The following is a 13,288-nucleotide window of genomic DNA, read 5'->3' as shown; positions in this document are numbered from 1 at the left end:
AGGTGAAGATTGATATGTAAGAGCTGACATGTCAAGTCTTCGCTATGCTGGCGGACATGTCCCTGCGGATCGCGCTCCTCGGCCTGCTCGCCACCAAAGGCCCGGCCAGCGGCTACGACCTGGCCAAGAAGTTCGAGCACTCGCTCAACCACGTCTGGCAGGCGGGGCACACGCAGATCTATCCGGAGCTGGTCAAGATGGCCGCCGACGGCCTGGTGACGGTCGAGCACGAGGGCGCCCGGGGCCGCAAGATCTACGCCGTCACCGCCGAGGGCCGCGCGCTGGTCACCGAGTGGCTGGTCGGCCACGACCCGTCGGCGACCGTGCGCAGCGAGACCGCCCTCCAGGCGTTCCTGCTGGCCCTGCTCGACACCGGGCAGGCCGTCGCCGTGGTCGAGCGCATCAAGGCCCACTTCCAGGCCCGGCTCGCGGTGCTCGACTGCCGGCCCGGGGGCCTGTTCGGCCAGTACGCGCTGTCCCTCGGCCTGCACCAGGCGCGCTCCGGCATCGAGTGGGCCGACGAGACCCTGGCCGCCCTGCGGCGCGAAGGGTAAAACGGAACTCTTCACTTCCTGGTGTTGCGTTGGAGAAGCGCCGGATATACACCCAGGCATGATGCTCAACCTCCCAGTACGGCGATGAGCCTCCTGGGTCGTGACCTGGCGATCGACCTCGGCGCGGCCGGCACGAGGATCTACGCCAAGGGCAGGGGCATCGTGCTGGACGAGCCGTCGGCCGTCCTGCGCGACAGGGAGACGGGCAAGGTCGTCGGCTACGGCACCGAGGCCGTGGACGATGTGGACGGCGCGGACGGCGAGACGTACTGGCCGATCAGCGACGGCCTGCCCCAGGACGGCGAGCTCGCCCGGCGCATGATCAGGCACTTCCTGCGCAAGGTGCACCGGCACCCCTTCCCTCGGCCGCGCCTGGTGATGGCCGTGCCCGACGAGTTCACGCCGATCGAGCGAGTGGCGCTGCGCGACGCCGGCTTCGAGGCGGAGGCCCGCGGGATCCTGCTGGTCAAGCACGCGATCGCCGCCGCGCTCGGCGCGGGCCTGCCGGTGCGCGACGGCGCCGGGCACATGGTCGTCGACATCGGCCGGGACGCCGCCAGGGTCGCCGTGCTCTCCTGCGGGTCCGTGGTCGCCGCCGCAACCGTGCGCGGCGGCGGGAACGCCGTTACCCGCGCCGTCGCCCGCCTGGCCGAGGACGAGCACGGCCTGCTGGCCGACGAGCGGGAGGCCGAGTCGGCCAAGCTGCGCGCGACGCGGGAGCCGACCGGGAACGTGCTGATCCGCGGCAGGGACGCCGGCACCGGCGAGCAGCGCGCGGTGGCGCTGCCCGCGGCGCGCGTCCGCGAGGCGGCCGTCCAGCCGGTCGAGCACATCGTGCGGGCGGCCGAGTACACCATGGAACGCTGCCCTCCCGAGCTGACCGCCGACCTGGGCGAGCGGGGAATGGTGCTGGTCGGGGGCGGCGCGCTGCTGCCCGGTCTGCGACGGCGGCTGCAGGAGGGGCTGTCCATGCCGGTGCGGCGCGCGGAGCGGCCCAGCGACTCGGTGGCCCTGGGTCTCGGACGCTGCGTGGAGGACCTCGGGCTGATCGCCAAGCTGAGGCGCCGGTGAGCGACCTGTTCGACCTGGGGGTCTCGGTCGCCGACAAGATCGTCAGGACGATCGCCGTCTACGTGACGATCGCCGTACTGCTCCGCATCGCCGGCAAACGCGGCATCGCGCAGCTCAACAACTTCGACTTCGTGGTCATGCTGCTGATGAGCAACGTCGTGCAGAACGCCATCATCGGCCCGGACAACTCGCTGGTCGGCGGCCTGGTGGGCGTGGTGATCCTGGTGGCGGTCAACTCGGTCGTGGTGCGGCTGGCGGCGACCGTGCCCTCGGTCGGCAGGGCGTTCGAGGGCACGCCGGTCGTCCTGGCCCGCGACGGGCACTTCATCCCCTCCGCGCTGCGCCGGATGGGCGTACGACAGGCCGACCTCAACGTGATGCTCCAGCTCCGGGGGCCGAGAGCGTCACCGACACCGACCTGGTACGCCTGGAGCCCGGCGGCTCGCTCCTGGTCCACCTGCGCCCCGAGGAGGAGGAAGCCGAACGCGGCGACCTGGAGGGCCTGTGCCGGCGCCTCGACCGCATCGAACGCAAACTGGACGAGCTGAAAACCGGCCCCTCCTGAGAATGCGCGGCGGGACGGCCTTTTGATATCGGCCATTAATCTTGCGTTAATCCCCCTGCGCCCGGAATTGATCTCCGATATCGTCCCAACGTGCGCCTGGCTGGTCGCTCGGTCGTGATGTCCGCGATGCTTGTATGCGTCGCGGTCGCGGCAGCCTGTACCTCCGGCCGCCAGTCCTCCTTCGAGGAGGCGGCCAGGCAGCTCGCCGCCGACACCGACACCCTGCTCACCAGCGCCGCGCTGCGCGTGTCGCCGGCCGACCGCTCCGACGAGACCGAAGACCGCTCGTGCGTGCCCGGCCAGGTGCGCCGGCTCGTCCGGGCCGAGGGCGAGTCGGCCGACGCCCCCGACGGCCTGCTGCACACCCTCCAGGACATGGGCTACGACCAGATCGTGGAGGACCTCGACCTGCGTGACGAGACCCCGGTCGTCTCCGTCGTGCGCAACCCCCGGACGAACCTGACGTTCGAGCTCACCGTGCTCGACGGGCCGAACGTCAGGATCGTCGGCAGGACGACCTGCTACTCCCCCGCCCCCGAGGCCACCCGGTACTGACTCGGGACGCCCGGTCCCGCCTCAGAGCACCTGCCTCAGGGCACCTGTCTCAGGGCGCCTGTCTCAGAGCGACTGCCTCCAGAGCGCCTGTCTCAGGGCGTCGACAGCGCCTCCGTCGGCGACAGCCGCGAGGCGCGCACGGCCGGATAGAGCCCCGCTACCGCGCCGATGAGCAGCGTGGCCGCCAGGCCCCCGACGGTAGCCCACGCGGGCACCACGGCCGGCCACCCGCGGGAGAAGGCGTAGGCGATGGTGACGCCGGCCCCCAGCAGGATCCCGCCCGCGCCGCCCAGCGCGGACAGCAGCAGCGACTCGGCGAGGAACTGGGTGCGGATCTGGCCGCGCGTCGCGCCTAGCGAACGGCGCAGGCCGATCTCCGCGCGGCGTTCCAGCACCGAGATGACCATCGTGTTGGCCACGCCGACGCCGCCCACGAGCAGCGCCACCGCCCCGACGCCGAGCAGCAGCCCGGCGAAGGCCTGGCCGGTCGCCTGCTTGGCGGCCAGCGCGTCGGACGGGCGGGAGATGTCCACCTCGTTGGACGCCTCGGGGTTGGCCGTGCCGGCCAGGACCGACCGTACGTCCTCCAGCCTCGCCTCCTGCGAGCGGGTGTAGAGCGTGGTCGGATGCCCGTCGAAGTCCAGCCTGGACTCCGCGACCGGCCAGCCGACCAGGGCCGCGCTGTTCAGCTCCTCGGCCAGGGGCACCGGGTCGAGCAGCCCGACCACCGTGAACCGGATGCCGCCGATCACCACCTGCGTGTCGGGGGTGACCGTGCCGATGCCGAGCCGCTGGGCGGCGGCCGAGCCGAGCACGACGGCCGGGTAGCGTTCGGTGGCCGCGTTGAGCCAGGTGCCGCGGCGGACCGTCGCGCCCACGGTCGGCAGCAGGTCGAGGCGGGCGGCGATCGTGACCAGGCCGTTGGTCTGGGGCGTCGGGATCTCCTCGCTCCGGTAGACCTTGGCCTCGGGCACCTTGCCCGTGGACGAGACCGACTCCACCGGGCCGATGCGCTCGATCATCGCCTCGGCGTCCATCGGCATCTGGGCCGCCTCGCCCAGGAGCGTGGTGCCGGAGGAGACGGTGAGCAGGTTCGTGCCCAGCGCGGACAGCGTACGGTCCAGCTCGGCGCTGGAGGAGGACGAGATGCCGACCACGCCGATCATCGCGGCGATGCCGATCGCGATGCCGAGCGCCGACAGGAACGCCCGCAGTGGGCGCGTACGGAGGCCGACCGCGCCCACGCGCATCACGTCGCGCGGGCGCATCCTGGCCGGGGAGAGCCTGGGGCGCTCCAGGGTCGCCATCACGCCACCTCGGATTCGACGGGCTCGCGCACGCACCGGCCGCCGCGCTCTTCGCCGCTCCCGGGCCGCTCCGCACCGCGTCCTGAGCTCTGGCCGGAATCGGCTCCGAGCCCGGAACCGGAGCCCGAGCCCGCGTTCGAGCCTGAGCCTGCGCCCGAGCCGGAGCCCGCGTTCGAGCCCGCCTTCGAGCCCGAGCCTGCCTTCGAGCCTGAGCTCGAGTCGGAGACGATCCGGCCGTCTCGCATGCTCACCTGGCGGGGGAGGCCGGCGGCGATCTCCCGGTCGTGGGTGATGATCACGATGGTGGTGCCGCTCCCGTTCAGCTCGTGCAGCAGGTCCATCACGCCGGCGCCCGAGACCGAGTCCAGCGCGCCGGTGGGCTCGTCGGCCAGCAGCAGCGGCGGGTCGCCGGCCACCGCCCTGGCGATGGCCACGCGCTGCCGCTCGCCGCCGGACAACTCGTGCGGCTCGTGGTGGACGCGGTGCCCGAGGCCGACGCGGCGCAGCGCCGTCCCGGCCCTGCGGCGGCGTTCGGCCTGCGGCAGGCCGGTGTAGATCAGGCCGTCGGCCACGTTGTCCAGGGCGGTGACCTTGGCGGCCAGGTGGAAGTGCTGGAAGACGAAGCCGATCGTGGTCGCGCGCAGGGCCGAGAGCTGGTTGTCCGACAGCTTGGAGACGTCGTAGCCGTCGATCTCGACGCGGCCCGCCGACGGGCGGTCGAGGGTGCCGACGATGTTGAGCATCGTGGACTTGCCCGAACCCGACGGGCCGACGATGGCGACCAGCTCGCCGTGCCGGACCTCCAGCGACACCGCGTCCAGCGCGGCCACCCCACCGGGATAGGTCCTGGACACGTCGGTGAGCAGGATCATGGCCCGCCCCACACCCGGATCCGCGACCCGGCCCGTAGCGGGGGTCGGCCCAGGGGCTGGGGTGGGGGTGGGGGGCGGCGCGGTGGCCGTGCCCGGCAACCCTGCAGCAGCCTGGGCGGGCGTGCCCGCGGGGCTCAAGGCCGGGGGCCGGCGGAGCTCGGGGCGGGGGTGCCCGCGGGGTTCGGGATCGGGGGTTCGGAGGGGAGCGGGGTGGGGGTCATTTCGGGATTCCCACTGTCATGCCGTCGGTGAGCCCGTCGCCGGAGATCTCGACGCGGCCACCGGCGAACAACCCAGTCTTCACAGCGACATATCGCGACCTGCCGCCTTCCACCACCTCCACACCGAACCCGCCCTCCCGCAACGCGACCAGCGCCGACACCGGCACGGTCAGGACGCCCTTCCGCCGGTCGGCGGTGAACGTCACCTTCACCGCCGCCCGGTCCAGCCCCTTGGCGGCCTTGGCGTTCCCCAGCGAGACCTGCACCTCCAGGCGGGTCTCCGGGTCGGCGTTCTGCCCGTCCCCGGGCTCGATGATCGTGGCCACCTCGGTGATCCGGCCGGTCACGTCCTTGCCGTCCGGCATCGTGACCGAGACCTTGGTGCCCTTCCTGGCCATCCGCTGGTCCTCGGCGGCCAGTTCCGCCGTGACGACCTTCTTCGTGCCCGTGTAGGTGAGGATCTTCTGGCCGGGGCCGGTGGGCTGGCCCTGCTCGGCCTCCAGGCTCTCCACCCGGACCTTGCCGGGGGCGAAGACGACCCGTCCCAGCTCCACCACGCCGGTCTCGTCGAGGCCGCGGTCCTCCTGCCACTCCCGCACCGCCTGGGCGGTGTCGTAGGTGTACTCGTCGTCCACGGTGAAGCCGTCGTAGCCGAGCTTGCGCAGGTTGCGCTCCAGGTTCTCGACGTCCTTGCCCTCGCTGCCGATCCGCAGGTCGCGGTAGGCGGGGGTGGTGCCGTACAGGAGCATGACCGGCTTGTTGTCCAGGCGGTACAGGGACCGGCCGCGGGTGATCTGGTCGCCGCTGTCCGGCAGCCAGGTGATGGTGCCGGACCTCCTGGCCATGGCCGTGGTGACCGGGCCGTAGCCGAGCTCGCCGTCGGCGTCCCTGGTGTCGTTCAGCGTCTGGCGGGCGACCGGGGTGGTGGCCGGGGGCAGCGCACCGGCCGACGTGGACGGGGCGGCGCCGCCGTCCAGCACCCCGCCGGGATTGACCGCCAGGACCACCGCCCCCGCGACGGCGACCGTCCCGACGAGGATGAGGGCCGTCCGCCCGCCGCCGCGGCGGCGGGCGCGCGGGGAAGGGGCGTCCGGCTCGGCCTTTCCGTCGATGGTGGCCGTGCCCATCAAGAGCCCTCCTGTCCCCCGCCGATGTTCATCCGGCACTTCTCCTGCGCGGCCTTGAAGTCGGGGTCCTCGCCGACCTCGGGCGTGATGCGCACCATGCCGCCCTCGGGGTCGGGGAACGCCTCCACACCGTTGTCGCGCATGCACTGCGCCTGCTTGCGCATGTTCTCGGCCTGCTTGGGGTCGCCGCCCTTGCCCAGGTTCATGCCCGCGGGCTGGAGCGCCTTGCAGGCGTCCATGGCCTTCTGGACCTTCTCCGGGCTGCCGGAGCTCTTGTCGAACTTCATCTGGATCCGGCCGTCCGGGCCGGGGTCGGCGATGTCCAGGCCCTGTTCGCGCAGGCAGGTGGTGTACTTCACGGCCTGCGCGTTGCGGTCGGCGGTGGCCGAGGCGCCAGCCGTCGGCTTGGCGCCGGTGCCGGTCACCGACGCCACGTCCGATCCGCCTTCCTGGGCGCCGCACGCCGTCAGGAACAACGCGGCCGCGGCCAGCGCCATGAGGGATCGTCCTCGCATGAATGTTCTCCTCCATCGAAAGCCGGTGGCCTTACGAGGGGAGATGCAATACGCGGACGTGTTTCTCCAGCGTTTCCGTTCCCGGCTTATCCGGATCAAATACCACCCGCGCAAGAATCGAGCCGGAGGTACGGAATGCGGGTGCTGGTGGTGGAGGACGAGCGCATGCTCGCCGGCGCGATCGCCGAATGGCTGCGCGACGAGACCCATGCGGTCGACCTCGCGCACGACGGCGCGGCGGCGCTGGAGCGGATCGCGGTCAACGACTACGACGTGGTCGTCCTGGACCGCGACCTGCCGCGCGTGCACGGCGACGACGTGTGCAGGGAGCTGGTCGCCTCCGAGTCCGACGCGCGGGTGCTGATGCTCACGGCCGCCGCCCAGCTCGACGACCGGGTGAGCGGGCTGTCCATCGGCGCCGACGACTACCTGTCCAAGCCGTTCGCCTTCCCCGAGCTGGCCGCGCGCGTCCTGGCGCTGGGACGGCGCTCGCGGCCGGCCACTCCCCCGGTGCTGCGCCGGGCCGGGATCACACTGGACCCGGCGCGCAGGGAGGTGTTCAGGAACGGGCGGTTCGTGCCGCTGTCGAAGAAGGAGTTCGCCGTCCTGACCGAGCTGATGCGGGCGCAGGGCACGGTCGTCTCGGCCGAGCACCTGCTGGAGAAGGCGTGGGACGAGCACGCCGACCCGTTCAGCGGCGTGGTGCGGCTGACGATACTCAAGCTGCGCCGCAAGCTGGCCGACCCGCCGGTGGTGGAGACGGTGCCGGGAGTGGGGTACCGCATCCCATGAGACCGCCGCACCCCACCCTCAGGCTGCGCCTCACCCTCGTGTACGGCGCCCTGTTCCTGGTGGCGGGGCTGGCCCTGCTGGGCGTCACGTACCTGCTGTTCAACCAGCAGCTCGCGCAGTCGTTCGAGAACCGGTTCATGACCAACGACGGCATTCGCAAGAACGTGATCTTCCTCAAGCAGGACGGCGTCGAGCTGATCGGCCCCGCCGCCGTCAAGTGGATGCGGCAGCAGGAGGAAGGGGTGCGGGAGGCCGCCGTGACCTCGCTGCTCACCCAGGGCGCGATCGCGCTCGTCGTCGTGTGCGGGACCGCCGTCGGGCTCGGCTGGGTGGTGGCCGGACGCGTGCTGGCCCCGCTGCACCTGGTGACCGAGACCGCGCGCAGGATCGCCGCCGCCCCGATGGCCGAGCGCGGCCTGCACGAGCGCATCGCGCTCGGCGGCCCGCCGGACGAGGTCAAGACGCTGGCCGACACGTTCGACACGATGGTGGAGCGGCTCGACCACTCCTTCGACGGCCAGCGCAGGTTCGTCGCGAACGCCTCCCACGAGCTGCGCACGCCCCTGACGCTCAACCGGGCGCTGGTGGAGCTGGCGATGCACCGGCGTACCGCCTCCGACGACGTCAAGGAGCTGGGCGAGAGCCTGTTGCAGATCAACGCCCGCCACGAGCGGCTCATCTCGGGGCTGCTGCTGCTGGCCCGCTCCGAGCAGGAGATCGCCGACCGTTCGCCGGTGGACCTCGCCGACGTCGTCACCCACGTGGTCGCCCAGACCGCGCGCGACGCGGAGGACGCGAAGGTCGTGGTGAAGGAGGACGCCGGGCCCGCGCCGACCGCGGGCGACGCGCTGCTGCTCGAACGATTGGTACACAACCTGGTCGAGAACGGCATCCGGCACAACCTCGGCGACGGCACCGGCTGGGTACGGGTGTCGAGCCGGACGGTCCCCGGCGGGCAGGTCGAGGTGGAGGTGGTCAACAGCGGGCCGAGCGTGCCCCCGTACGACGTGCCGCTGCTGTTCAAGCCGTTCCACCGGCACGGCGCCGAACGGGTGGTCACGGGGATGAGCGCCGGGCTCGGGCTGTCGATCGTGCGCTCGGTGGCCGTCGCGCACGGAGGCGACGTGACGGCCCGCCCGCGCGAGGGCGGCGGCCTGGTCGTCACCGCCACCCTCCCGGCCGGCTGACCCGGCTACTGGTGGGCGGCCGTGCGCAGTGAGCGGTAGAGCAGGCGGGGGTCGCCCAGGTGGTGGCGGAGCAGCTTCTCCAGGCCGCCGATCGGGACCAGGTTCTGGGGGGCGCGCGGGTCCTTGTAGTCGACGCCGGCCAGCGCCGGCAGGGCCAGCGTGACCGCGTCGGCCAGCTCGACGACCTGCGCGGGGTCGAGCTCGGCGCTGGCCTCGCAGCGGGCGATCCCCGCCCACGGCGCCGTCGACTGGACCGGCAGCCGCAGGTACCAGGCGTGCCGGCGCCAGCTCGTGCCCATGAGGAACACCGGCGTGCGCTGGCCCGGCGTGAGCGCGGCCCCCACGGCCGACTGCGGCTGCGGCAGGTACGCCGCGTGGTGCGTCTTGATGTAGCCGACCGTCCGCGGCAGGTGGGTGCGCCCCCGCAGTGGGCCGTCCACCAGCAGCAGGTCGTCGCCCAGCGCCCGGTGGCGGACGGCGAGGTCCACCTCCAGCTGGGTGACCTGGCGTTGCAGGGCGAGCGACAGCTCCTCGAAGCTGGAGTCGGCGGCCTTGTTCGGCAGGTAGGAGGCGTGCGCGGTCTTGACCTCCGGCGCGTACGGCGAGGCCGAGATCAGCGACCTGTTGACCTCGATCGCGGCCAGCTCGGCCCCCTCGCGCCCGCAGCGGACGATCCCGGCGGCGTAGGAGGCGGCGATCCCGGGGACGGGCATCGGCAGGTCGGGATCGTGCACCCAAACGCGGGCGTCGATCCGGCGCACCCCGTCGGCGACCAGCAGCGTCTCGGGGACGGCGGCGCCGGGGCCCGGCGTGACGGGCTTCCAGTCGGCGGCCGGCCGCTCGATGTCGAGGACCAGCTCGGCGCTGGTGGCGCCCAGCTCGGACAGGGCCTCGACGGCGATCGCGGCGGCGTAACCCGGGTCCCAGGGGTCGACGGTGAAGCCCGAGTTCCCCGGGTTCACGGCCCCACCTTGCGCACGTGCGAGCCCTTCGCGTCGCGCAGCACCTCGAAGCGCGCGGGCACCCGGTCGGCCAGCGCCGGGACGTGGGTGACGACGCCGATCATGCGTTCCTGACCGGCGGCCAGGCGTTCGAGGGTGGTGGCGACGGTGTCGAGGGTGGCCGGGTCGAGGGTGCCGAAGCCCTCGTCGAGGAAGATCGAGTCGAGCCCTCTGGCGACGGCCCCCGACAGCGCCAGGGCCAGGGACAGCGCGGCCTGGAAGGTCTCGCCGCCGGACAGCGTGCGGGCGCTGCGGCGCAGGCCGGCCTCCCCGTGGTCGATGACCTCGATGTCGCCGGTGCGCTCGCCCAACGCCAGCTCGTACTGGCCGTCGGACAGCTCCATCAGCGTCTCGGACGCCGCGGCGACCAGCACGGCCAGGGCCTCGGCGCACAACCACCGCTCGAAGGCGTTGGCCCGCAGGCGCAGCGCCAGCTCGTGGGCGACCTTGGCCTCGTGATCCTTCTCCGCGACGGCGGTCTCCAGCTCGGCGGCGCGCCTGCGTTCCTCGCGGACCCGTTCGAGGGCGCCGTCGGCCCGCGCGACCGCTCCGGCGACGGCCGCGCCGAGCTGGTCGGGGGTGGCGTTGCGCGGGACGGTGACGCCGTGCTCGGCCAGGCGTTCGGTCAGCCGGTGGCGTTCGGCGGCGAGCCGGGCGGTGGCCTGGGCGAGCTCCTGCTCGCGCTCGGTCAGGGCGGCGCGGGCGGCCTCGGCGGCCCGGTCGCGCCAAGCGAGCAGCTCGGTCCAGGCGCGGTGGAGGTCGTCGCGGGTGAGCGGCGGCGGCGCGTCGCCGGAGGACGCGAGCACGAGCAGCCGGTCGCGGGTGGCCGCGAGGGTCTGCCAGGCGCTCTCGGCCTGCCGTTCGACCTGTTCGGCGGCGGTACGGGCGCGTTCGAGCTTCTTGCGCGCGTTGCGCACGGCCGTACGGGCCTCGGTGGCCAGGGCCTCGGCCTTGGCGATGGCGGCCAGGCGGCCTTCGATCTCGTTGCGGTCGCCGGGAGCGGGCAGCCCGGCCAGCTCGGCGTCGAGCCTGCTCGCCTGCGTGGCCAGCATCGACGCCGACGTCTCGGCCTTGGCCAGGGCCGCCCGGCCACGGGCCGCGTGGTCGCGGGCGGCGGCCAGGGCGCGGTCGGCGGCGCCGAGATCGGCGGGCGCCTCGTGATGGGGCAGCTCGGTGAGCGGGCGCAGGCAGAGCGGGCACGGCTCGCCCACGGCCAGCCGGTGGCTCAGACCGGCCGCGGTGTGGGCGTCGCGCAGCCGTTCGCGCTCGTGCTCGGCGTCGGTCAGCGCGCGTTCGGCGTCGGCGACCGCGGGCGTGAGGCGCTCCAGCGCCGTGGCGGCCTCGGCCGCCGCCTTCCGGGCGTCGGCGGCCTGGGCGGTGAGGCGCTCGCGGGCGTCGAGCGCGGCCAGCGCGGCCACCGGCTCGGCGCGGTCGCCGAGCGCGGCCAGCGCCTCGAACGCCTCGTGCTCGTCGGCCTCCACGGACGCCGCCTCGGCCTCCAGCGCGGCGACCGCGTCGGCGGCCTCGCGGCGGGCCGAGGCCAGTGTCGGCACCGCGGGCGGCATGCGCAGCGCGGCCAGCGCCGACTGCCGCTCGGCCACCGACGCGCGTTCCTGCTCGGCCCGCCCGATGTCGGCCTCGCGGGAGCGCAGCAGGTCGAGGTCGGTGTCGATGGTGGCGGCCAGCCGCCGCAGCGCGGCCAGCCGGTCGGCCAGCTCCCGTTCGGCCTCGTCGGACGCGCCGGCCAGCTTGGCGAGCTGGTCGCGGGCGAAGGCTGCGGCGTTGCGCGCGGCCTCCTCGTCGCGGGCGGCCCGCTGCCTGATCAGCTCGTAGACGTCGGCGTCGAGGAGCTGCACCAGCAGGTCCTCGGCGCTCGCGCGGCGCGGCGTGCAGGAACTCGGCGAACCGCCCCTGCGGCAGCACCACGCACTGGGTGAAGAACTTGTACTCCAGGCCGGTCACCCGCTGCACCTCGGGCGTGACGTTCTCGCCCTCGGCGAGCGGCTTCAGCACCATCTCGTACGCCTCGTCGAGCGGCGCCGCCGGGTCGAGCTCATCGATCCTGGCCTCTTTGGTACGGACGGTCCCCTTGGCGTCGCGGACCAGCGAGCGCACCACGCCGTAGCGCCGCCGGTCGCTCTCGAACACCAGCGCCACCTTGCCCGAGCTCGCCGACGGCGCCAGGGCGTGGGCGATGACGTTCTCCTTGCCCCAGCGCGGGACGGTGCCGTACAGGGCGAAGCAGATGGCGTCGATGATCGTGCTCTTGCCGGCGCCGGTCGGGCCGACCAGGGCGAAGTACTCGGTGTCGGAGAAGTCGACGGTGGCGGGCTCGCGGAAACTGCCGAAGTGGTCGAGGTGCAGCAGCAGGGGACGCATCAGCTGGTCACCTCGTCGTAGAGCCGGTCGAACAGGGCGGCGACCTGGTCGTCGTGGCGGCCGGTCGCGGTCAGGTACTCGCGGAACAGCTCGCGCGGGCTGCGCGCGGCCGACCCCGCCCGGCGCACCGCGGGCACGGGGCGGAACCGCTCGTCGAGGACGACGTCGACCGAGCCGGGCAGCAGGTCGCGCACCTGGTCGGACAGGCCGACGCGGGGCTTCTCCTCCACGATCACCTTGAGCCAGTCGTCGCCCGCCTCCAGGCCCTCCAGCTGCTCCAGCGTGCCGCGCACCGTGCGCAGCCGGCGCGCCGAGGCGAACGTCAGCTCCCGCACCACCGCGGGCCGCCCCGGCGTGACCTCCACCAGCAGCGCGCCCGGCGTGTTGCCCTCCTCGCCGAAGTCGACGGCCAGCGGCGAGCCGCTGTACCAGATCGGGCACGGGCCGGGGATCTGCTGCCTGCGGTGCAGGTGGCCGAGCGCGGCGTACTGGGTGGAGACCGGGAAGGCGTTGGCCTCGAAGTAGTAGGAGAAGATCGACTGGGCCTCGCGCTCGCCGCCGCCGAACGCGCCGCCCGGCAGGGTGCCGTGCGTGGTGATCAGGTTGACGGTGTCGCTCTGGAAGCCCGCGGTCAGCGCGCCGACCAGCTCGGAGATGCGGGTGGCGTAGTCGCGGTTGTGGTCGGCGGTGGTGCCGGTGAGCACCTCCGCGGCGCGTACGACATAGCGGTGGGACAGGAACGGCAGCACGCCCAGCCGCACCGGCTCCCCCGAGCGCGCGGTGAAGGCCAGCGTGCCGCCCGCGTCGGGACGGCGGAAGACGCCCACCACGTGCATGCCGAGCTTGCCCAGCACCGGCCGGTAGACCTCGAAGAGCTGCGGGTTGTCGTGGTTGCCGGCCAGCACCACCACGTCACGGCCGTCGCCGCGCAGCGCCATGAGCGCGTTGAGCACCAGCGACTGCGCCTCGGGCGTCGGCGCGGAGGTGTCGAACAGGTCGCCGGCCACCACGACCGCGTCGACGTCGTGGGTGCGGGCCGCCGCGACCAGCTCGCGCAGCACGGCCCGGTGCTCGTCCATGCGGGAGCGGCCCTTGAGCACCTTGCCCACGTGCCAGTCCGCGGTGTGCAGGAATTTCACCGA

The 13,288-nt window shown here is 73.3% G+C and carries 13 protein-coding genes and 1 pseudogene; 6 read left to right on the top strand and 8 right to left on the bottom strand.

From position 1 onward, the window contains the following. The first annotated feature begins 56 nt into the window (after nt 1–56). From ACNF49_RS13200 to ACNF49_RS13185, 4 genes are all read left to right on the top strand, one after another. The gene (locus ACNF49_RS13200; protein ID WP_357978553.1) at nt 57–554 is read left to right on the top strand and encodes a PadR family transcriptional regulator; all 498 of its coding nucleotides are present in this window, start codon (nt 57–59) and stop codon (nt 552–554) included. 84 nt (nt 555–638) lie between these two features. Then, nucleotides 639–1,625, top strand: coding sequence for a rod shape-determining protein (locus ACNF49_RS13195; protein WP_482943810.1), 987 nt, complete (start codon nt 639–641; stop codon nt 1,623–1,625). Next, on the top strand, nt 1,622–2,173 hold the full coding sequence (locus ACNF49_RS13190) for a DUF421 domain-containing protein (RefSeq protein WP_482943809.1): 552 nt from the start codon (nt 1,622–1,624) through the stop codon (nt 2,171–2,173). The genes ACNF49_RS13195 and ACNF49_RS13190 overlap by 4 nt, the downstream gene beginning before the upstream one ends. A gap of 107 nt (nt 2,174–2,280) precedes the next feature. Continuing rightward, nucleotides 2,281–2,745, top strand: a complete 465-nt coding sequence (locus ACNF49_RS13185) for a hypothetical protein (protein WP_482943808.1) — start codon at nt 2,281–2,283, stop codon at nt 2,743–2,745. A 92-nt stretch (nt 2,746–2,837) separates the two neighbouring features. Here the strand turns inward: ACNF49_RS13185 and ACNF49_RS13180 are convergent, their stop codons facing one another. The 4 genes from ACNF49_RS13180 to ACNF49_RS13165 all read right to left on the bottom strand — a co-directional run bounded on the left by ACNF49_RS13180 (nt 2,838) and on the right by ACNF49_RS13165 (nt 6,787). Further along, entirely contained in the window at nt 2,838–4,052 is a 1,215-nt protein-coding gene (locus ACNF49_RS13180; protein ID WP_482943807.1) for an ABC transporter permease, read from the bottom strand. Next, a complete protein-coding gene (locus tag ACNF49_RS13175) occupies nt 4,052–4,924 on the bottom strand; it encodes an ABC transporter ATP-binding protein (protein WP_482943806.1) in 873 nt (290 codons plus the stop codon). The genes ACNF49_RS13180 and ACNF49_RS13175 overlap by 1 nt, the downstream gene beginning before the upstream one ends. A 217-nt stretch (nt 4,925–5,141) precedes the next feature. Then, nucleotides 5,142–6,272, bottom strand: a complete 1,131-nt coding sequence (locus ACNF49_RS13170) for an efflux RND transporter periplasmic adaptor subunit (protein ID WP_482943805.1) — start codon at nt 6,270–6,272, stop codon at nt 5,142–5,144. Continuing rightward, nucleotides 6,272–6,787, bottom strand: coding sequence for a hypothetical protein (locus tag ACNF49_RS13165; protein ID WP_482943804.1), 516 nt, complete (start codon nt 6,785–6,787; stop codon nt 6,272–6,274). The genes ACNF49_RS13170 and ACNF49_RS13165 overlap by 1 nt, the downstream gene beginning before the upstream one ends. Nucleotides 6,788–6,922: 135 nt before the next feature. Here ACNF49_RS13165 and ACNF49_RS13160 point away from each other — a divergent pair, with 135 nt between their 5' ends. Both ACNF49_RS13160 and ACNF49_RS13155 read left to right on the top strand, forming a co-directional pair. Next, nucleotides 6,923–7,579, top strand: a complete 657-nt coding sequence (locus ACNF49_RS13160; RefSeq protein WP_357978575.1) for a response regulator transcription factor — start codon at nt 6,923–6,925, stop codon at nt 7,577–7,579. Further along, nucleotides 7,576–8,766 (top strand): sensor histidine kinase, encoded by a 1,191-nt coding sequence (locus tag ACNF49_RS13155; protein ID WP_482943803.1) that lies wholly within the window; start codon nt 7,576–7,578, stop codon nt 8,764–8,766. The genes ACNF49_RS13160 and ACNF49_RS13155 overlap by 4 nt, the downstream gene beginning before the upstream one ends. Before the next feature lie 5 nt (nt 8,767–8,771). Here ACNF49_RS13155 and ACNF49_RS13150 read toward each other — a convergent pair whose 3' ends face one another. The 4 genes and pseudogenes from ACNF49_RS13150 to ACNF49_RS13135 form a co-directional block, all read right to left on the bottom strand. Continuing rightward, the gene (locus tag ACNF49_RS13150; RefSeq protein ID WP_482945527.1) at nt 8,772–9,728 is read right to left on the bottom strand and encodes a hypothetical protein; all 957 of its coding nucleotides are present in this window, start codon (nt 9,726–9,728) and stop codon (nt 8,772–8,774) included. Beyond that, a complete protein-coding gene (locus ACNF49_RS13145; protein ID WP_482943802.1) occupies nt 9,725–11,623 on the bottom strand; it encodes an SbcC/MukB-like Walker B domain-containing protein in 1,899 nt (632 codons plus the stop codon). Before ACNF49_RS13145 ends, ACNF49_RS13150 begins: the two co-directional genes overlap by 4 nt. Before the next feature lie 76 nt (nt 11,624–11,699). After that, a pseudogene (locus ACNF49_RS13140) lies at nt 11,700–12,146 on the bottom strand (AAA family ATPase); the annotation flags it as partial. Then, nucleotides 12,146–13,285 carry an exonuclease SbcCD subunit D gene (locus ACNF49_RS13135; protein WP_357978587.1) on the bottom strand — a complete coding sequence of 380 codons (1,140 nt, stop codon included), beginning with the start codon at nt 13,283–13,285 and terminating at the stop codon, nt 12,146–12,148. The gene ACNF49_RS13135 and the pseudogene ACNF49_RS13140, both read right to left, overlap by 1 nt. Nucleotides 13,286–13,288 lie beyond the last annotated feature (3 nt).

This window comes from Actinomadura sp. ATCC 39365, from assembly GCF_054392275.1.
Note: the sequence above shows the minus strand (reverse complement) of the source record. Positions and strands in the feature narration are given on the sequence as shown.

Excerpts from the sequence above, each read along its gene's own strand:
- ACNF49_RS13200 (WP_357978553.1), top strand. The coding sequence starts at position 57 with ATGTCCCTGCGGATCGCGCTCCTCGGCCTGCTCGCCACCAAAGGCCCG.
- ACNF49_RS13195 (WP_482943810.1), top strand. The coding sequence starts at position 639 with ATGAGCCTCCTGGGTCGTGACCTGGCGATCGACCTCGGCGCGGCCGGC.
- ACNF49_RS13180 (WP_482943807.1), bottom strand. The coding sequence starts at position 4,052 with ATGGCGACCCTGGAGCGCCCCAGGCTCTCCCCGGCCAGGATGCGCCCG.
- ACNF49_RS13175 (WP_482943806.1), bottom strand. The coding sequence starts at position 4,924 with ATGATCCTGCTCACCGACGTGTCCAGGACCTATCCCGGTGGGGTGGCC.
- ACNF49_RS13170 (WP_482943805.1), bottom strand. The coding sequence starts at position 6,272 with ATGGGCACGGCCACCATCGACGGAAAGGCCGAGCCGGACGCCCCTTCC.
- ACNF49_RS13165 (WP_482943804.1), bottom strand. The coding sequence starts at position 6,787 with ATGCGAGGACGATCCCTCATGGCGCTGGCCGCGGCCGCGTTGTTCCTG.
- ACNF49_RS13160 (WP_357978575.1), top strand. The coding sequence starts at position 6,923 with ATGCGGGTGCTGGTGGTGGAGGACGAGCGCATGCTCGCCGGCGCGATC.
- ACNF49_RS13155 (WP_482943803.1), top strand. The coding sequence starts at position 7,576 with ATGAGACCGCCGCACCCCACCCTCAGGCTGCGCCTCACCCTCGTGTAC.